Annotated in this window: 16 protein-coding genes and 1 other RNA gene; 9 read left to right on the forward strand and 8 right to left on the reverse strand. The window is 57.3% G+C overall.

Annotated features, from left to right (window positions below; all coding sequences use genetic code 11):
• From ssrA to VGC62_RS25910, 5 genes are all read right to left on the reverse strand, one after another.
• Positions 1–375: a transfer-messenger RNA gene (gene ssrA / locus VGC62_RS25890) on the reverse strand; the annotation flags it as partial.
• A 112-nt stretch (positions 376–487) separates the two neighbouring features.
• Positions 488–778 carry a hypothetical protein gene (locus VGC62_RS25895; RefSeq protein WP_331189930.1) on the reverse strand — a complete coding sequence of 97 codons (291 nt, stop codon included), beginning with the start codon at positions 776–778 and terminating at the stop codon, positions 488–490.
• A gap of 207 nt (positions 779–985) precedes the next feature.
• Positions 986–3,796 (reverse strand): FAD-binding and (Fe-S)-binding domain-containing protein, encoded by a 2,811-nt coding sequence (locus VGC62_RS25900; RefSeq protein ID WP_331189931.1) that lies wholly within the window; start codon positions 3,794–3,796, stop codon positions 986–988.
• Between the two features lie 75 nt (positions 3,797–3,871).
• On the reverse strand, positions 3,872–5,032 hold the full coding sequence (gene lldD / locus VGC62_RS25905; protein WP_331189932.1) for an FMN-dependent L-lactate dehydrogenase LldD: 1,161 nt from the start codon (positions 5,030–5,032) through the stop codon (positions 3,872–3,874).
• A 70-nt stretch (positions 5,033–5,102) separates the two neighbouring features.
• On the reverse strand, positions 5,103–6,803 hold the full coding sequence (locus VGC62_RS25910) for a lactate permease LctP family transporter (RefSeq protein WP_331189933.1): 1,701 nt from the start codon (positions 6,801–6,803) through the stop codon (positions 5,103–5,105).
• 404 nt (positions 6,804–7,207) lie between these two features.
• Between VGC62_RS25910 and VGC62_RS25915 the strand changes: the two genes are divergently transcribed.
• The gene (locus VGC62_RS25915; RefSeq protein ID WP_331189934.1) at positions 7,208–7,975 is read left to right on the forward strand and encodes a GntR family transcriptional regulator; all 768 of its coding nucleotides are present in this window, start codon (positions 7,208–7,210) and stop codon (positions 7,973–7,975) included.
• Between the two features lie 133 nt (positions 7,976–8,108).
• Here the strand turns inward: VGC62_RS25915 and smpB are convergent, their stop codons facing one another.
• Positions 8,109–8,591: an SsrA-binding protein SmpB gene (gene smpB / locus VGC62_RS25920; RefSeq protein ID WP_331189935.1), complete on the reverse strand. Its 483-nt coding sequence runs from the start codon at positions 8,589–8,591 to the stop codon at positions 8,109–8,111.
• A gap of 117 nt (positions 8,592–8,708) precedes the next feature.
• Between smpB and VGC62_RS25925 the strand changes: the two genes are divergently transcribed.
• From VGC62_RS25925 to VGC62_RS25935, 3 genes are read left to right on the forward strand one after another with little or no spacing between them, the layout of a single operon-like run.
• Positions 8,709–10,112 (forward strand): sodium-dependent transporter, encoded by a 1,404-nt coding sequence (locus VGC62_RS25925; protein ID WP_331189966.1) that lies wholly within the window; start codon positions 8,709–8,711, stop codon positions 10,110–10,112.
• A 7-nt stretch (positions 10,113–10,119) separates the two neighbouring features.
• Positions 10,120–10,554, forward strand: a complete 435-nt coding sequence (locus VGC62_RS25930) for a type II toxin-antitoxin system RatA family toxin (protein ID WP_331189936.1) — start codon at positions 10,120–10,122, stop codon at positions 10,552–10,554.
• Positions 10,547–10,867: an RnfH family protein gene (locus tag VGC62_RS25935; RefSeq protein WP_331189937.1), complete on the forward strand. Its 321-nt coding sequence runs from the start codon at positions 10,547–10,549 to the stop codon at positions 10,865–10,867. The genes VGC62_RS25930 and VGC62_RS25935 overlap by 8 nt, the downstream gene beginning before the upstream one ends.
• Before the next feature lie 88 nt (positions 10,868–10,955).
• Here the strand turns inward: VGC62_RS25935 and VGC62_RS25940 are convergent, their stop codons facing one another.
• Positions 10,956–11,477: an outer membrane protein assembly factor BamE gene (locus tag VGC62_RS25940; protein ID WP_331189938.1), complete on the reverse strand. Its 522-nt coding sequence runs from the start codon at positions 11,475–11,477 to the stop codon at positions 10,956–10,958.
• Between the two features lie 98 nt (positions 11,478–11,575).
• Here VGC62_RS25940 and fur point away from each other — a divergent pair, with 98 nt between their 5' ends.
• Positions 11,576–11,983 carry a ferric iron uptake transcriptional regulator gene (gene fur, locus VGC62_RS25945; RefSeq protein ID WP_331189939.1) on the forward strand — a complete coding sequence of 136 codons (408 nt, stop codon included), beginning with the start codon at positions 11,576–11,578 and terminating at the stop codon, positions 11,981–11,983.
• A 61-nt stretch (positions 11,984–12,044) separates the two neighbouring features.
• Here the strand turns inward: fur and recN are convergent, their stop codons facing one another.
• The gene (gene recN / locus VGC62_RS25950) at positions 12,045–13,718 is read right to left on the reverse strand and encodes a DNA repair protein RecN (protein ID WP_331189940.1); all 1,674 of its coding nucleotides are present in this window, start codon (positions 13,716–13,718) and stop codon (positions 12,045–12,047) included.
• 275 nt (positions 13,719–13,993) lie between these two features.
• Between recN and grpE the strand changes: the two genes are divergently transcribed.
• The 4 genes from grpE (at position 13,994) to dapB (ending at position 18,848) form a co-directional block, all read left to right on the forward strand.
• On the forward strand, positions 13,994–14,560 hold the full coding sequence (grpE, locus tag VGC62_RS25955) for a nucleotide exchange factor GrpE (protein WP_331189941.1): 567 nt from the start codon (positions 13,994–13,996) through the stop codon (positions 14,558–14,560).
• Between the two features lie 104 nt (positions 14,561–14,664).
• Positions 14,665–16,584 (forward strand): molecular chaperone DnaK, encoded by a 1,920-nt coding sequence (gene dnaK, locus VGC62_RS25960; protein WP_331189967.1) that lies wholly within the window; start codon positions 14,665–14,667, stop codon positions 16,582–16,584.
• A 322-nt stretch (positions 16,585–16,906) separates the two neighbouring features.
• Positions 16,907–18,034: a molecular chaperone DnaJ gene (gene dnaJ / locus VGC62_RS25965; protein WP_331189942.1), complete on the forward strand. Its 1,128-nt coding sequence runs from the start codon at positions 16,907–16,909 to the stop codon at positions 18,032–18,034.
• Positions 18,035–18,044: 10 nt separating this feature from the next.
• Entirely contained in the window at positions 18,045–18,848 is an 804-nt protein-coding gene (gene dapB, locus VGC62_RS25970; RefSeq protein ID WP_331189943.1) for a 4-hydroxy-tetrahydrodipicolinate reductase, read from the forward strand.
• Positions 18,849–19,071: the final 223 nt, after the last annotated feature.

The raw sequence follows: 19,071 nt of genomic DNA on the forward strand, positions 1-19,071 counted from the left end.
TTTGAACCCCCGTCCGCCAGTACTCCGCTTTCGGGACTACATGCTTAGCCGTGTCTATTAAGTTAACCCTCTGCGACCCGACTGGCAGGGTGCGTTGGGCGAGCTGTGTAAGTTTTAGCCGATTCGTCCACAGCGTACTGCACGGCGATCCTGTTCTATATGACAATCACTTTGGGTTTACAGGCATCCCCTGGTGATTGCTGGAGCCGAAGCTACCAGAAGGAAGGCTAGCACCGCTTACGCGGCGAGAGCTTGTTCCCCGTAGGTTTCGTCATTGGCAACTATAGAAAGTTGCAACAGTGGATTTACGAGTTCTGTTACCAACTCGGCATGCCCCTAGAGTTTCATCACCGGCGTCGAATCCTAATCGGCCCCAATTCTGCTGCTCTAGCAGTCAGGCGGCGGAGTGTACCCGAGTCAATGAGATACGTCGACCATCGTGCTCGGTAGAGAGTGCTGGCTGGCCGCTGACTGACCAATCCCCGTCTTACTTGACACCACCGCCATCGCTACCCGATCCCAGCGTTTTAAGCTGAGTGATCGCTTTTTCGGTGAGGGCGATACATTCTTTGTCGTTGCCCGCTTTTTGAGCGGCTACGGCATCAGCCTGGGTTTTTTCTAGCTCCGCCTTGGTATCGGCGCTCAGGTTGGTACCCGAAGAAACCTGTGCGTCTTTTATGGTTTGCAAGTTGGCGCCACAGAGGTCTTCAGCGGCGAATGCCGGGGAACCCAGTAGTGCTGCGGTAAGGAATAAACCAGTGAGTGCAGTGCGCTTCATGTTGTATCTCCTTTAGCCTGGGGCCTCGGCGCGGCGGCTATGGAGAGCCGATGTCCGAGAACGTCAATAAGCCTCGTTATTGCGGCGGGCTTAAACAGATGGACTGTCCTCAAACGCAGGGGTTCTATCTTTTTTCAGCGATCCTATGAAAAAACCATGTCGCACATTGCGTCACAAAAAGGGGCGAACTTCGCCCCTGTGTTGCGATCAGGCGCTTTTTGGTTGAGTGACTCGATCCACCAGGTACACCAGCCCGTGGTAGTTGATGCCGCCATGTTGGGTAAGGCCGATCTCGCATGTGCGGCTTGTGGAAATACCTTCATTGCAGTACTGGACAGCGTCTTTGAGCGTGCGCAACGAGTGGGCATTAAGTTCTGGCGTGGTGAAACCTTTATCGCCCGCAAAGCCGCAGCAGTGGATGCCTTCGGGGATTACCACGTTGACGCTGCACAGCCGCGCCAGCTCAATCAACGCTTGGCTTTCGCCCAGATGTTGCGTGCTGCAGGTGACATGCACTGCGATGGCCTCCTGCTCTGGCGTGAACACCAGTTTGTCGAGCAGATGAGTACGAATAAACCGAACCGGATCATAGAGATCCAGGCGCGTGTCTTTGAGGTCTTGCACCAGCCGCAACGTGCAGGGGCTGGTGTCGCAGTAGATGGGATCGAGACCGCCACGACTGGCCTTGGTTAACGCCGCAAGCAATTGCTGGCGCTTCTCTTCGGCTTGCTCGGCGTAGCCTTTTGAAGCGAACGGTTGCCCGCAGCATAGGCTGTCCTGATCTTCCGGGAAGACCACTTGATAACCGGCTTTTTCCAACAGGCCACGGGTTTTATCCAGCAACGACATTTGTTCACGATCACCGGCCGCCGGGCCCATCACACGGGACACGCAGGCTGCGAGATAGACCACCCGTGGCCGCTGGTCTTCCACTGGAGGCGTAAAGCGAATGGCGCTTTCTGCCTGCGGCATTGCAGACGTCCATTGTGGGATGCGTCCTGCTGAAGCCTTGCTCAGCGCCGATGAAAGCTTCGCCAGCCTTGGCGCGCCGAGCAACATGCGTGCGCCGTTGGCCGCGTGCAGCGTGAAGCGTGCGCCCTGCAAGGCGGCGGTAAAGTGATGCGCCAACCAGCTGGCTGTTTTGTCATGAGTGGCGTCGCGAGCGCGAAGCTTCCTCACCAGTTCACCGGTATTAATTCCGACCGGGCAACGCTGTGCGCACAATCCGGTCGCGGCGCAGGTGTCTATGCCTTGGTAGTGATAATCGCGTTCCAGTTCGGAGGTGTCAGTTCCGGCGCGCTTTTTCGCCTGGATATCGCGCCAGATGACGATGCGCTGACGCGGGCTCAGCGTCAGCCCTTTCGACGGACACACTGGCTCGCAGAAACCACACTCAATGCACTTGTCGACGATTTCGTCGGCTGCTGGCATTGGCTTCAGGTGTTTGAGGTGGATCTGCGGATCTTCACTGAGCACCACGTTAGGGTTGAGGATCCCGTTGGGATCGAGCAGGCGTTTGAGTTGCCACATCAATTGATAGGCGTCGCTGCCCCATTCCAGCTCGACGAACGGCGCCATGTTGCGACCTGTGCCGTGCTCGGCTTTCAACGAGCCGTTGAACTCCACAGCCACCAGTTGTGTGACGTCGTCCATGAACGCCTGATAACGCGCCACCTCTTGCGGGTCATTGAAACCCTGGGTGAAAACGAAGTGCAGGTTGCCTTCCAGCGCGTGGCCGAAGAGGATCGCTTCGTCGTAATGGTGCTTGTCGAACAGCTCGATCAGGCGCCGCACACCCATCGCCAATTGCTCAACGGGGAAGGTCACATCTTCGATGATCACGGTGGTGCCGGTCTCGCGCACTGCCCCCACCGCAGGGAAAGTGTCCTTGCGGATGGCCCACAGACGAGCGTTTTCCAGCGGGTCTTCGGTGAAATCAATTTGTTTGTCGACCGGGAACTGTGCAATCGACGCCATGATCTGCGCCAGTTGTTCATGCAGCAGCGGTCGAGTCGCGGCGCGCGCTTCGATCAACAGCGCACAGGCGTTTTCCGACAGCTCGCGTACGAAAGACGGCATCCCCGGTTTGTTCTGCACCGAACGCATGCTGCGCCGGTCCAGCAGTTCCACTGCCGACACGGGCTGGGTTTTGAGCACGGTCACGGCGTTGCAGCAGGTTTCAACATCCGGAAACACAATGAGTGCTGACGCTTTGTGTGGGTGATCGACCACCGTGTCGTAAGTCACTGCGCTGATGAAGCCCAGCGTACCCTCCGAGCCCACCAGCAAATGGCTGAGAATATCCAGCGGCTCTTCGAAATCGACCAAGGCATTTAGAGATAGGCCGGTGGTGTTTTTCAGTCGGTATTTGTGGCGAATCTTGGCGGCCAGTTCGGTATTGGCGTGGGTGGTTCGGCCGAGTTCGGCAAGGCGCTCCAATAAATCGGCGTGGCTGGTGCGAAAGGCTGCGACGCTGCTGGCGTCTTCGGTGTCGATGCGGGTGCCATCGGCCAGCACCAAACGAATCCCGGCCAGTGTGTGGTAGGTGTTTTGCGCGGTGCCGCAGCACATGCCGCTGGAGTTATTGGCGACGATACCGCCGATTTTCGCAGCGTTGATCGAGGCCGGGTCAGGGCCGATCTTGCGCCCGAACGGCGCCAGCCAGGCGTTGGCCTGAGCGCCGATCACGCCGGGTTGCAGGCGAATCTGACCACCTTGCTCACGCACTTCGCGGCCGTTCCAGTTATCGCCCAGCACGATCAACACCGAATCACTAATGGCTTGCCCGGACAGGCTGGTGCCGGCGGCGCGGAAGGTCACCGGCACTTTGTCGGCTTGGGCCAGTTTGAGCAGTGCGACCACTTCGTCTTCGGATTCGACGCGGATCACCAGCTTTGGAATCAACCGATAAAAGCTGGCGTCGGTGCCGAATGCGAGCGTGGACAGTGGGTCGTCGAAGCGGCGCTCGATGGGGATCAGGCGCTTCACATCGGTCAGGAAGGAGGCGGGCAGGCTCATGCGGTCTTCCTCATGCGGTCATTCTCGTAGCGCCGCGGCATCTGGAGTGCCGCGTGCGTTATGTAGGGGGTGTGCTCAGGCGCCAAGTTCACCGACTGGAGAGGCACGGACCAGCGAGTCGCGAGTGATTTCGCTGATGGATTTGGCGCCGGTCAGCACCATGGCCACCCGCATTTCCTTCTCGAACAGATCGAGCAGGTGCTTTACCCCGGCTTCACCGTGGGTAGCGAGGGCATAAATGAACGCGCGGCCGATCAGCACAGCGTCGGCACCAAGGGCGATCATGCGCACCACATCCAGGCCGCTGCGGATGCCGGAGTCGGCGAGGATCTTGATGTCGCCCTTCACCGCGTCGGCGATGGCTGGCAGAGCGCGAGCGCTGGACAGCACGCCATCGAGCTGACGGCCACCATGGTTGGAAACGATGATGCCGTCGGCGCCGAATTTCACCGCATCGCGGGCATCTTCGGGGTCAAGGATGCCTTTGATGAGCATCGGGCCGTCCCAGAACTCGCGAATCCACTCCAGATCTTTCCAGGAAATCGACGAATCGAAATTGGCCCCCAGCCAGCCGATGTAGTCGGCCAGGCCAGTGGGGTTGCCTCGGTAGGCCGAGATGTTGCCCAAGTCATGAGGGCGGCCGTTCACGCCCACATCCCAAGCCCATTGCGGATGAGTCACGGCTTGCAGGATGCGGCGAATGGGGCCGTTCTTGCCGCTCATGCCGGAATGGAGGTCACGGTAGCGGGCGCCGGGCACCGGCATGTCGACGGTGAACACCAGAGTCTTGACCCCGGCGGCCTTGGCCCGCTCAAGGGCGTTACGCATGAAGCCGCGGTCCTTGAGCACGTACAGTTGGAACCACATGGGACGGTCAATGGCCGGAGCGACTTCCTCTATCGGGCAGAGCGACACCGTGGACAAGGTGAATGGAATGCCCTTGGCCGCTGCCGCGCGGGCAGCCTGTACTTCGCCTCGGCGGGCGTACATCCCGCAGAGCCCAACCGGGGCCAGCGCCACCGGCATGCTCAGGGTTTCGCCGAACAGCGTGGTTTGCAGGCTTAGTTCGGACATGTTCTTCAGGACGCGCTGGCGTAGGGCAATGCCAGCGAGGTCCGAGACGTTATGGCGCAGGGTGTGCTCGGCGTATGCACCACCGTCAGCGTAATGAAACAGGAACGGCGGCAGCTTGCGTTGCGCTGCGGCGCGATAGTCTGTGGCGGCAGAAATGATCATGGGGTCTCGCTACGTTGAGTGAGCGGGGGTAGCGGCCAGGCGCGCATGAGCGCACCCGGCGCTCGTCTCGTTAATGCACCAGCATACCGGTGAGCCAGTACGCTTGGACGTAGGTGATACAGCCGACGATGGTGGCAAAGAAGATGCTGTGTTTGAGGGTGAAGCGGAACAGGTCCGATTCTTTACCCACCAGACCAGTGGCCGCACAGGCGACTGCGATTGATTGTGGGGAAATCATCTTGCCAGTCACGCCGCCGCTGGAGTTGGCCGCCACCATGAGAATGTCACTGACACCCACTTGGTGCGCGGTGGTCGCTTGCAGCGAGCCGAACAGGGCGTTGGACGAGGTGTCGGAACCGGTCAGGAACACACCCAGCCAGCCAAGGAATGGCGAGAAGAACGGGAATGCCGCGCCTGTCCCCGCCAGGACCAATGCCAGTGTCGAGGACATGCCCGAGTAGTTCATGACGAAGGCAAACGCCAGCACCATGCCGATGGACACGATGGCCCAGCGCAGCTCGATCAGCGTCTCTTTAAAGGTGGTAAGACCCGTTCGTGGCGCAATGCGCAATACGATCATTGCCAGGATTGCCGAGAACAGAATCGCACTGCCGGACGCAGCGATCAGGTCGAACTTGTACACCGCGGGCATCGGCGTCGCCGCTGCTACGATGGGGGCGCCTTTAATCACCAGGTTGTTCAGCATTGGGACGGCAAAGTTCATGGTCCACGCCTCAAGCGCACCGCCCGCAGCGAACAGCGCCTTGAACGGCTTCAGCGTCCAGATCGTCACCACAACGGTAAGGATCAGGAACGGAGACCATGCCTTGAAGATAGTGCCTATTGAGTGTGGAGATTTTTGGGTCGTGCGCGGCTGACCAAAACCACCAGGGCCGCCACCGACGATCACGGCAGCGCCGCCAGCAGTGCCTGCGACTTGGATTTCACCAGCGCGCGCCGGTTGCCAGACCTTCAGGAACAATGTCAGCGAGACCAGGCTGACCAGTGCCGAGGTGATGTCGGGCAGTTCTGGGCCAATGTAGTTAGAGGTCAGGAATTGCACGACCGCGAAGCTGCCGCCAGCCACCAGTGCTGCTGGCCAGGTTTCTTTCACACCGCGTAGGCCGTCCATCATGAACATCAGCCAGAAGGGTACGAAGAGCGACAACAGCGGCAGTTGACGACCTGCCATTGCACCGATCTTGAACGCGTCGAGCCCTGATACCTGGCCGGCAACGATGATTGGAATCCCCAGTGCGCCAAACGCCACCGGTGCGGTGTTGGCAATCAGGCACAGACCCGCAGCATAGAGCGGGTTGAGTCCCAGACCTACCAGCAGCGCGGCCGTGATGGCAACCGGCGCGCCGAAACCTGCAGCACCTTCAAGGAATGCACCGAAGCAGAAACCGATCAGCAGCACCTGAAGGCGTTGGTCATCGGTGATCGACATGACGGAGCTGCGGATGATCTCAAACTGACCGCTTTTGACGGTGAGTTTGTAGAGAAACACTGCCGCGACGATGATCCATGCAATGGGCCACAAGCCATAGAAAAACCCATAAAGGGCCGATGCGATGGCCATGTCTGCCGGCATTTGGAAGGCGAAGATGGCAACCAGCAACGCAAGTACCAATGTGATGGTGCCGGCGATGTGCCCTTTGAGCCGGAACACGGCCAGAGCGAGGAAGAAAAACACGATGGGAATAATCGCAGCGAGGGCAGATAACCCAAGACTGCCGAGCGGTGTATAGAGCTGTTGCCATGTTTGCATGTGGGTGGCCCCTAGTTGTTGTTGGGTAGGCCCGGTGTCCATGTCGTACGTGCGCGGCTCCTGTAGGTGACGTCAGTTGCACTGTCATCCTGCGGGTGCTGACGAACAAGTCGCACAGCTCACCAGCTCAAGTCTTTGCCGTCGCGAGAGACTTGCGGCGAGGATGGAGGTTGACCATCAAACACCGGCATCGCAAAATTGGTAATACCAATTTACAATGTCTTGGCGCTAGGTTAAAAGCCTTGGTTTGTTGTGTCAATTTGTGGTTATAGAACTTTTGTCTCGGTCCGGCTGTTTTTTTGCTGAAGCGCCGTTTTGCGTCGTATCTGCGGCGTGAATGTATGACCGCAATCAGCCAGAATATGCACCCCCGAAAACGTTCGGCGGATGTGGAGTGATGGGGTATGGGCTTTGATCAGGTGCGTCAGCGCCGCTTGTCTGACGATATCGTTGAACAGCTCGAGCGAATGATCCTTGAGGGCACGCTCAGGGCTGGCGGGCGTTTGCCCGCTGAACGTGCGCTGGCTGAGCAGTTCGGTGTGTCGCGTCCATCCCTTCGCGAGGCGATCCAGAAGCTCACCGCCAAGGGACTGTTGATCAGCCGGCAGGGTGGCGGGAACTATGTTGTTGAAAGCCTGGGCTCGACTTTCAGCGATCCGCTTCTGTATCTGTTGGAGAGCAGCAACGACGCGCAGCGGGATTTATTGGAATTTCGCCACACCCTTGAAGCGTCTTGTGCGTATTACGCGGCCATTCGCGCGACCGATGTTGACCGCGCTCGCCTACGCGAGGCGTTCGAAACGCTGCAGGATTGCTATAACCGGGTCGATGAGGTCAGTCGAGCGGAGGAGGGCGCGGCCGATGCGAGCTTCCATTTGGCGATTGCCGAAGCCAGCCACAACGCCGTGTTACTGCATACGATCCGCGGTCTGTTCGATCTGCTGACGCGTAACGTCGTGACCAATATTGGCGGGATGTACAAGCAGCGTACGGAAACCCGTGACATGTTGATCAGTCAGCACCGCGAGTTGTATCTGGCGATTATCGAAGGCCGCGCGGATGAGGCGCGCGAAGTGTCCAGCCGGCATTTGCTGTATGTGCAGGAAGTGCTGGAGGAAGTCCGGCAGCAGGTTCAGCGCACGGCGCGGGCTGAGCGGCGTAACGGGATTTGAACCGCTACACATGGGTGCTGTAGGAGCCAACTTGTTGGCGAGAGCTTGACGCTGTGGGTCAGATCCGGCGTCTCGCCAACAAGCTCGCTCCAGAAAAATGCAGGGCGGTTCAGATCAAGGCTCTTTTCAGAGCCTAATCATCCTTGCCTTTACTGCGCACAGCGCGCTGCAGCTCACGATCCGAATCACGCTCGCGTTCGGTGTGGCGCTTGTCGTATTCCTTCTTGCCTTTGCCCAAAGCTATTTCGCACTTGATCAAGTGCTGCTTCCAGTAAAGGGAAAGAGCCACGCAGGCATAGCCTTTTTGCTGCACCGCCGTGGTGAGTTTTTCAAGCTCGCGCTGGTTGAGCAGGAGTTTACGGGTACGTGTCGGGTCAGCGATGACGTGAGTACTGGCTGTCGTCAGGGGTGAGATATGGCTACCCATCAGCCATGCCTCGCCGTCCTTGAGCAGCACGTAACTGTCCACCAGCTGCACCTTGTTGGCACGCAGGCTTTTTACTTCCCAGCCAGCCAGGACCAGACCGGCCTCGAACTTGTGTTCGATGAAGTAATCGTGACGCGCCTTTTTATTTTGCGCGATGGTCCCTGTGGGATGTTTCTTGAGCTTAGCCATAGGCGACGCATTATAGGGACTCGCCGCGTTGTCGGCTACGGTGAACCTGCGTGCTTGAGCACGTTGATTGAATCCCGGACAATGCGCGATCTTTTTTGCGTGCTGGACGTGTCAACGATGTCGACGGACAAGGTTTCTGTCCATGGTAGCTGGGCGAGTCGCTGGGTGTTCATCCTGGCCGCTACAGGTTCTGCGGTAGGCTTGGGCAGTATATGGAAATTCCCCTACATGGTCGGCGTCTATGGCGGCGGTGCTTTTGTGCTGGTGTTTCTCGCCTGCATCGCCTTAATCGGTATCCCGGTGATGATTGCCGAAACGCTGATCGGGCGTCGCTCACGGCAGAGCCCGGCCAATGCGCTAAAGGTTCTGGCCCGCGAAGCGGGGCGTTCGACCCAGTGGTCATGGGGCGCCTTTGCCGGGATGATCACGGCGTTGCTGATCCTTTCTTTTTACAGCGTGGTTGGTGGTTGGTCCCTTGAATACATCCTCGATGTGGGCAAAGGCGACTTTCAGGGCTTGTCGCCGGACAACGTGGGTGCGTTTTTCGGCGCGATGATTGCCGACCCCTGGCGGCTGGTGGGTTGGCATACGCTGTTCATGCTGTTGTCGGCGATGACCATCGACAAGGGCGTCAATGCTGGTCTGGAACGCAGTCTGCGTATTCTGATGCCACTGCTGTTCATCCTGATGGTGGTCTTGCTTGGCTACAGCCTGACCACGGGGCACTTCATGCAATGCGTGCATTTCATGTTCGACTTCAGCCCTGAGAAACTGCTGGACGGATTACTGCCAGCAATGGGGCATGCTTTTTTCTCGCTGAGTGTCGGTGTCGGATCGATCATGATCTATGGCGCGTACATGACCAGAGAGGCATCGATCAGTGCGACGGTGGTTGGCGTGGCATTGATCGATACATTTGTATCGCTGTTGGCCGGGTTGGCGCTGTTTCCAATTGTCTTCGCTGCGGGACTCAATCCGGGTGAAGGGCCGGGGCTGATGTTCGTCACGCTGCCGGTAGCGTTCGGCAACGTGGCATTTGGTCAGCTGATGGGCGTAGTGTTCTTCGTGCTGGTGGCGGTAGCGGCCTGGAGTTCAGCCATTTCGCTGCTTGAGCCAATGGTGGCTTACCTTGTTGAGCGAACCAGGGTGCGGCGCGGCTGGGTGACATTCGGGTTGTCGTTCATTTGCTGGTTCGTTGGGTTGGGCACGGTTTTCTCGTTCAACATCTGGCAGCAGGCCAAATTCTTTGTGAGCGATGGTGGCGCGTTTCATCTCTACCAGTGGGGCGCGGCCGGTGGCCTGGACTTTTTTGGGGTGATCGATTTCTTCACTTCGCGCATTATGCTGCCGCTCGGTGGCTTGTGCTTTGTGGTTTTCGCAGGTTGGGTGATGGGCCGTGAGGCGGTACGCGACGAGTTGTCGATCCGCAGCCCGGTACTTTTCGCTTTGACGTTCTTTTTGATGCGCTATGTGGCGCCGCTCGGCATTTTGATTGTATTTGCCGCTCAGCTTTGGAAATGACGCTGACATGACTACGCATATTCAACGTTCGGCCTTGCTGCCGTACCCCGCCCAGGCGCTTTATGACCTGGTCAATGACGTCTCTCGCTATTCAGAGTTTTTGCCCTGGTGTTCGGGCGCCACGGTGCTGGAGAGCGATGAAGCACAGATGCGCGCACGGGTCGAAGTGGCCAAGGGCGGTCTTAGTCAGCACTTCATCACACGCAACACGCTGACGCCTGGACACATCATCGAGATGAATCTGGAAGAGGGGCCGTTTAGCCAGTTGCACGGCATCTGGACCTTCAAGGCATTGGGAGAGAAAGCGTGCAAGATCAGCCTTGACCTGTCGTTTGATTATTCCGGGCCTATCGTTCGTGCCACCCTTGGACCGCTGTTCAATCAGGCGGCGAACACGTTGGTCGATGCATTTTGCCAACGAGCCAAAGAGCTGCATGGCTGAGGCGATGATTAGCGTCGAAGTCGTGTACGCGGCAGTCGACCGTCAGGCGCTGCTCAGCGTGGACGTTCCTGTTGGCTCGACTGTGCGTGAGGCGTTGGCGGCTAGCGGTATTGGCGCGGCCTTTCCTGAGCTGGACCTGCAACAGTGTCCGGTGGGGATTTTTGGCAAGCGCGAGAGCGATCCTCAAACACGTGTGCTGGAGAATGGCGACCGGATAGAGATTTATCGCCAGCTGCTGGCGGACCCCAAAGAGACGCGTCGTCTACGCGCAGCGAAGGCTGCTCAGGCCAAAAAAGACCAACGTGCGATTTAAGTTTTTCGTCAGATTGACATAATCAATAAAAAACCCCGGCATGCCGGGGTTTTTATGACGCTGCTTTTTACAAGGAGCAGGGTGCGGATTAACGCGGATTTGTGTCCAGTGGCTCTTGGGTCGGTACCGGAACGGTCTCGACTTTATCGACGTCATTCTGGATTTGCTCAAGCAGTGAGCCGGGCTTTGGTGGCGCTTCGGTTTTTGGCTGCTCGCCTTGATTCTCGGGAGTGGTGGCGTCACTTCCTTTGCCGAGAATCGCTTCATCGCGACTCACGCCAGGTTTGAAGTCACCGGAAAGGCTCGCGAGTTGGTCATTGCCGTTGAAGAAAAGGGCAATGCGCTCTTGCTGGCGTTCACCGCCACCAGGCTGCAGGCTGTATAGGTAATCCCAGCGATCAGCGTGAAACGTATCGGCCAGTAAAGGGTTGCCCATGATAAACCGTACTTGCCGCCGGGTCATTCCGGGCCGTAACTGGTCTATCATGTCCTGTGTCACGACATTTCCCTGCTGGATGTCGATTTTGTAAACCCCGGGGAATGAACAACCGGCGAGTGCGAGCAGTCCCACGAGGGTGAAACTGGTTAGCAGGAGCTTGGTGTTTTGCATCGGTGGGCGACTTCCACTATCTTGGCTGGGACAACGTAAACCCCGATCATACCTGCATTAAGAGAAGCTGCGAAGCAGCGTCTGCGAGAAAGCTGACCATGGTAGAAAATAGCGAACTACGCAAAGCTGGACTTAAAGTGACCCTGCCGCGGGTCAAAATCCTTCAAATGCTCGATTCTGCCGAGCAGCGTCACATGAGTGCGGAAGACGTTTACAAGGCGCTCATGGAGGCCAGCGAAGACGTCGGTCTTGCGACGGTATACCGTGTTTTGACCCAGTTTGAAGCAGCCGGATTGGTGGTTCGCCACAACTTCGACGGCGGTCATGCTGTGTTCGAACTGGCAGATGGCGGCCACCACGACCATATGGTCAACGTAGAGTCCGGAGAAGTCATCGAATTCTACGACGAAGAAATCGAGAAGCTGCAGAGGGCCATTGTCGTCAAGCACGGCTTTGAGCTGGTGGATCACAATCTGGTGCTCTACGTACGCAAGAGAAAGACGTAAGTCTTTTTTGACGCAAAACAAAGGCGACTTCGGGTCGCCTTTGTCGTTTACCGCAAAAACCTTAAGACTTTGCGGCGACGACCATCTTTTTCGCGTGCGCCAATGATTCTTTCGTCAGGTCGATGCCGCCGAGCATGCGCGCCACTTCTTCGACACGCTCATTCTTGCCAAGCTTGGACACCGCAGTGCGCGTTGCCTCCTTGTCTCGCACCTTGTGTACGAACAAATGCTGATGACCTTGTGCGGCGACTTGCGGAAGGTGGGTAACAGTCATCACCTGACCGCGCTCGCCAAGGCGGCGCAATAGTTGCCCGACGATCTCTGCGGTCGGGCCACCGATGCCAACATCAACTTCGTCGAACACCAACGTCGGGACGCGAGAGGTTTGTGCGGTGATGACCTGGATCGCCAGGCTGATGCGTGACAACTCTCCGCCGGATGCAACTTTGGCCAGCGCCTTGAGTGGCTGTCCAGGGTTGGCGCTCACCAGTAACTCGACTTGCTCCAATCCGTTCGGCAGAAGGTCCTTATCACTATTGGCGCGCAACTCAATGGTGAACCTGCCGCCAGGCATGCCCAGGCGTTGAATCTCCTGCTCGACGGCCATCGCCAGTTCAGGGGCGCAACGATGACGCAGATCGCTCAGCTCTCGCGCTTTTTCCTGATAATGACGGGCGTAGGATGATAATTCGTTTTCCAGGCGCTCAATCGCTTCGTCGTTGGCGTTGAGCGTCTCTATTTCGTCCAGCAGCTTTTGGTGCAGCGCTGACACTTCCATGGGCTGAACCCTGTGTTTGCGTGCAAGGGTGTAGATTGCATCCAGGCGTTCTTCTACTTGCTGTAGGCGGGCGGGGTCGGCATCGAAACGATCAAGGAAGCGATTGATCTCGCCGACCGCTTCCTCCACCTGGATTTGTGCGCTGGACAGCAGGTTGGTCGCTTCACTCAGGGCATCCGGTGTGTTGTCTACGCTGCTGAGGCGATTCAGGCTCGCTGTCAGTGCATTGAGCACATTGCCTGAGTCGCTTTCGCTGCATTGCTCGACGACCTGTCGGCAGATGCTCAACAGGCTTTCGGCATTGGTCAGGTTTTTTTGTTCCTGTTCCAGACGCACCAGCTCATCTTCACCCAGGCTCAGGCTTTCCAGCTCTTCCAGTTGATAGCTCAGTAACTGATGTTTTGCCCGCTGTTCATCGCCCGAGTTGGCGAGGCGCTCCAACTCCTGGCGCGTCTGACGCCAGCGCTGTGCGGCCAGTTGCACCTGACGCGCCAAGTCGTTGGCACCTGCATAGGCGTCGAGAAGGCGACGATGGGTATCGGTCTTTAGCAGCGATTGGTGCTCATGCTGGCTGTGGATGTCGATCAGCAGTTCGCCGAGGGATTTCAAGTCTCCCTGAGGGCAAGGCGTGCCATTGATATACGAACGCGAGCGACCTTCTGCGGTGATGACCCGGCGCAGGATGCAGGGACCGTCGTGGTCGAGGTCGCGTTCTGCAAGCCATGTGCGTGCTTCAGGGATATCGCTGAGGTCGAAAGTGGCGAGGATGTCCGCCTTGTCTGCGCCGGGTCGTACAACGCCGCTGTCGGCGCGATCACCCAGGGTAAGGCCAAGGGCGTCGAGCATGATCGATTTGCCCGCACCGGTTTCACCCGTGATAACACTCATACCGCGATCCAGTTCCAGATCGAGATGCTCAACGATGGCGTAATTATGTACGGACAGGTGAACCAGCATAAAGGCAGCCCCCAAACGATTTGTCTGGTTATTTATACAGTGTTTTGGATCTTGCTGGCAATGCTCGCGCTGGGCTGAATTTTATTTGCCGACATTGTTTTCTAGCACCCCTGGCGATTGCATGCGCTTTTCTTCTGGATAGAGATATGTCAGAAAATTTGTAGGGGTATTGACTCGATCCTTAAGTCGATCCCCTTGAAGCCAAAAATTACGGCCCCATATAGCCGAACAGAAGCGTGAGTTGAGCTCGCGGGCGTTATTAGAAGGAGATAACTATGGCTGACGAACAGAATTCGGATACGCAAACTCAGGATCAGGCTGGCGGAGCGTCCACTGGCGCGGAAGATTTGGCTACCCGCGTGCAGGTGCTTGAAGAGCAATTGGCTGCTGCGCAGGACCAATCTCTGCGTGTTGCTGCGGATTTGCAGAACGTGCGCCGTCGCGCCGAACAAGATGTAGAGAAGGCGCACAAGTTCGCATTGGAGAAGTTCGCCGGTGACCTGCTGCCGATCGTTGACAGTCTTGAGCGCGGTCTGGACCTCTCCAACCCTGACGACGAAAGTATTCGACCGATGCGTGAAGGCATCGAGCTGACCTTGAAGATGTTTGCAGACACACTCAAGCGTTATCAGTTGGAAGCCATTGATCCGCATGGTCAGCCGTTCAGCGCTGATCATCACCAGGCCATGGCGATGCAGGAAAGCACTGATGTCGAACCGAACAGCGTACTGAAGGTGTTCCAAAAGGGATATCAGCTCAACGGTCGTTTGCTGCGTCCGGCCATGGTCGTGGTCAGCAAGGCGCCGTCGTCTGTTGCACCGTCAATTGACGAGCAGGCTTGAAATCAGCTGAGTGGCCCCCATTTAAAGGCCATGCGTTTAAAGAGCTACCGCAATTTGTAAACGCAGTTGCGGCAACCTAATCAAAAAGTTTCAGGAGAGTCATGATGGGCAAAATTATCGGTATCGACCTGGGAACCACCAACTCCTGCGTCTCCATTCTTGAAAACGGTAACGTCAAGGTTATCGAGAACGCCGAAGGCGCACGCACTACCCCGTCGATCGTCGCTTATGCAAACGATGGCGAAATTCTGGTCGGTCAGTCGGCCAAGCGTCAGGCCGTTACCAACCCGCACAACACGCTGTATGCGGTAAAGCGTCTGATCGGTCGTAAGTTCGACGAAGAAGTCGTACAGAAAGACATCAAGATGGTTCCCTACAAAATCGCCAAGGCTGATAACGGCGATGCCTGGGTCGAAGTCAATGGCAAGAAAATGTCGCCTCCTCAGATTTCCGCTGAAATCCTGAAGAAAATGAAGAAAACCGCCGAGGATTACCTGGGTGAGACGGTGACTGAAGCCGTTATCACCGTTCCGGCCTACTTCAACGACAGCCAGCGTCAAGCCACCAAAGATGCCGGTCGCATCGCGGGTCTGGACGTAAAACGCATCATCAACGAGCCGACTGCAGCCGCTCTTGCCTACGGTATGGATAAAGCGAAAGGTGATCACACTGTCATCGTTTATGACTTGGGTGGCGGTACCTTCGACGTATCGGTTATCGAAATCGCTGAAGTGGATGGCGAGCACCAGTTCGAAGTGTTGGCGACCAATGGCGACACGTTCCTGGGTGGTGAAGACTTCGACATTCGTCTGATCGACTACCTTGTTGACGAATTCAAGAAAGAAAGCGGCATGAACCTTAAGGGTGACCCGCTGGCGATGCAGCGTCTGAAAGAAGCTGCTGAAAAAGCCAAAATCGAGCTGTCTTCGAGCCTGCAGACGGACGTTAACCTGCCGTACATCACTGCAGATGCGACCGGTCCGAAGCACTTGAACGTAAAAATCTCCCGCGCCAAGCTGGAGTCGTTGGTTGAAGACCTGGTTCAGCGCACCATCGAACCTTGCCGCATTGCCTTGAAAGACTCCGGTATCGAAGTTGGCGCGATCAACGACGTCATCCTGGTCGGCGGTCAGACCCGTATGCCGCTGGTTCAGCAGAAGGTGACCGAGTTCTTCGGCAAAGAAGCACGTAAAGACGTCAACCCTGATGAAGCGGTTGCCATGGGTGCTGCTATTCAGGGCGCGGTTCTGGCTGGCGACGTGAAAGACGTTCTGCTGCTGGACGTCAGCCCGCTGACTCTGGGTATCGAAACCATGGGTGGCGTGATGACTGCGCTGATCGAGAAAAACACCACGATCCCTACCAAGAAATCGCAAGTGTTCTCGACCGCCGATGACAATCAGGGCGCAGTGACCATCCACGTTCTGCAAGGTGAGCGTAAGCAAGCTGCTCAGAACAAATCGCTGGGCAAGTTCGATCTGGCCGAGATTCCACCGGCTCCACGTGGCGTGCCACAAATCGAAGTCACCTTTGACATCGACGCCAACGGCATCCTGCACGTCGGCGCGAAAGACAAGGCCACCGGCAAGACTCAGTCGATCGTCATCAAGGCTAACTCCGGTCTGACGGACGAAGAAATTCAGCAAATGATCCGCGACGCTGAAGCCAACACTGAAGAAGATCGCAAGTTCGAAGAGTTGGCGTCGGCCCGTAACCAGGGTGATGCGCTGGTCCACTCGACTCGCAAAATGGTCGCAGATGCTGGCGACAAAGTGACTGCCGAAGAAAAGACCTCTATCGAAGCCGCGTTGGTCGCTCTGGAAGCCGCTATCAAAGGCGACGACAAGGCCGTCATCGACGCGAAAGTCGAGGAGCTGTCGAAAGTTTCTGCACCAGTTGCTCAGAAACTTTACGCCGAGCAAGCTGAAAAACCTGAAGGCGCTGCCCACGCCGCTCAGGAAGAAGGCAAGCCCGCAGACGACGTCGTCGACGCAGAGTTCGAAGAAGTAAAAGACCACAAGTAAGCGCAGGCTCACTTGAGGGCCAGTTGGCCGCTCTTGGGCGGTCGCTGGTAGGATGTCGCCGCGCGGGAGCTTGCTCCCGCGTTGGCGTGTCTGGAACAAGCGAATCTAAGGCTCGTGGATAACGTCCGCGAGCTCCGCGGCAAAGCCGGACGCCCCTGCGCTCCGGCTTGTTCTGCCGCTTTTCTCGGTCGATAAAAAGACCGACGAACGAAAACCAGGATCGTTGAATTGACGTGAGTTGGGTCCGGGCCTGAGTGGGGTCCAACGAGTTCGGCAATCTCAGGAGGGTTTTGTCGGACGTCCTCAAGAGTGCAGAAAACATATGGCAAAGCGTGACTATTACGAAGTATTGGGGGTGGAGCGTAGCTCCAGTGAGACGGACCTGAAAAAGGCCTATCGTCGTCTCGCGATGAAATATCACCCGGACCGCAATCCGGGTGACAAGGTTTCTGAAGACTCTTTCAAAGAGGCTAACGAGGCTTACGAGATCCTTTCCGATGCCAGCAAGCGCGCGGCGTATGACCAATATGGTCATGCAGGCGTGGATCAGAGCATGGGTGGCGGCGGTGCCGGTTTCGGTGGACAGAACTTCTCTGACATTTTCGGCGATGTGTTCAGCGACTTCTTTGGCGGTGGCCGCAGCGGTGGTGGTCGTAGTGGTGCGCAACGGGGCAGTGACCTGCGCTATACGCTGGAGCTGAACCTTGAAGAGGCGGTGCGTGGCACGACGGTTAATATTCGTGTCCCGACACTCGTCAACTGCAAGCCATGCGACGGTACGGGTGCGAAAAAAGGCTCGGCGCCTGTCACCTGCCCAACCTGTGGCGGTATTGGTCAGGTTCGTATGCAGCAGGGCTTCTTTTCTGTGCAGCAGACGTGCCCTCGATGCCACGGCAACGGCAAAATCATCTCCGACCCGTGCGATTCCTGTCATGGCGAAGGTCGTGTCGAAGAATACAAAACCCTGTCGGTCAAAGTGCCGCCTGGTGTTGACACTGGCGACCGTATCCGTCTTTCCGGTGAAGGCGAAGCCGGTGCTCATGGTGGCCCAACCGGCGACCTGTATGTCGTGATCAATGTGCGTGAACACGCCATCTTCCAGCGTGACGGCAAGCATTTGTTCTGCGAGGTGCCGATCAGCTTCACTGACGCCGCGCTGGGCGGAGAGCTGGAAGTGCCGACGCTGGATGGTCGTGTCAAACTGAAAATCCCTGAAGGTACTCAGACAGGTAAGCAGTTCCGCCTCAAGGGCAAGGGTGTGGCGCCGGTTCGGGGTGGTGGTGCGGGCGACTTGATGTGCCGCGTGGCAGTAGAAACCCCGGTGAACCTGGGTCGTCGTCAGCGTGAATTGCTCGAAGAGTTTCGTGCCTCGCTGGACGGTGATAGCTCTCATTCGCCCAAGGCAAATGGCTGGTTTGAAGGCGTGAAGCGTTTCTTCGGCGATCTCTAAGGAGCAAGGCATGCGACGTATTGCTGTGATGGGGGCTGCCGGGCGTATGGGCAAAACCCTGATTGAGGCGGTCCAGGCGACGCAAGGCGCGGGCTTGACCGCCGCCATTGATCGTCCTGATAGCACTCTGGTCGGGGCGGATGCTGGCGAATTAGCTGCACTGGGTCGTATTGGTGTGCCGCTGTCGGGTGATCTGGCGAAAGTGGCCGATGAGTTCGATGTGCTGATTGATTTCACTCATCCGTCCGTGACTCTGAAAAACCTGGCGTTTTGCCGCAAGGCGGGCAAAGCCATGATCATTGGCACGACAGGCTTTAGTGCTGACGAAAAGCAGAGTCTGGTGGAGGCGGGCAAGGAAATTCCAATCGTCTTCGCGGCCAACTTCAGCGTCGGCGTTAACCTGTGCCTGAAGCTGCTCGACACCGCTGCACGGGTGTTAGGCGATGATGTCGATATCGAAATCATGGAAGCGCATCACCGGCATAAGGTTGATGCACCTTCGGGGACGGCGATGCGGATGGGAGAGGTCGTTGCCAAGGCACTGGGGCGTGATCTGAGCAAAGTGGCCGTTTATGGTCGTGAAGGCCAGACCGGCGCACGTGATCGTCAGACCATTGGTTTTGCGACGGTGCGTGCTGGCGATATCGTCGGCGATCACACCGTGCTGTTCGCAGCCGACGGCGAGCGTGTGGAGATAACCCACAAGGCATCCAGCCGCATGACCTTCGCCAAGGGTGCTGTCCGTGCCGCGCTGTGGCTAGACGGCAAAGAGCCAGGGCTGTACGACATGCAAGACGTGCTTGATCTGCGTTAAGCGCGGTGGCGATACACGCAACATTGCGGGCAGGTCAGGCGTTTTACCTGTATCCTGCCCGCAGTTTTGAACCGCTACGCGATGTCCTGTCGCATTCCCCTGCCTTTAAGGCGTTTTAGCGGTGGATTAAAAAAGCCTTTTTCTGTAAGCTACAGCTTTAGTGTGTCCACTAAAAGCGCGCAGATAATTCGATGAAAAAAGCGGGGTGACGTGTCCATACGTC

Origin of the sequence: Pseudomonas sp. (assembly GCF_036404235.1) — a bacterium.
GTDB lineage: Bacteria > Pseudomonadota > Gammaproteobacteria > Pseudomonadales > Pseudomonadaceae > Aquipseudomonas.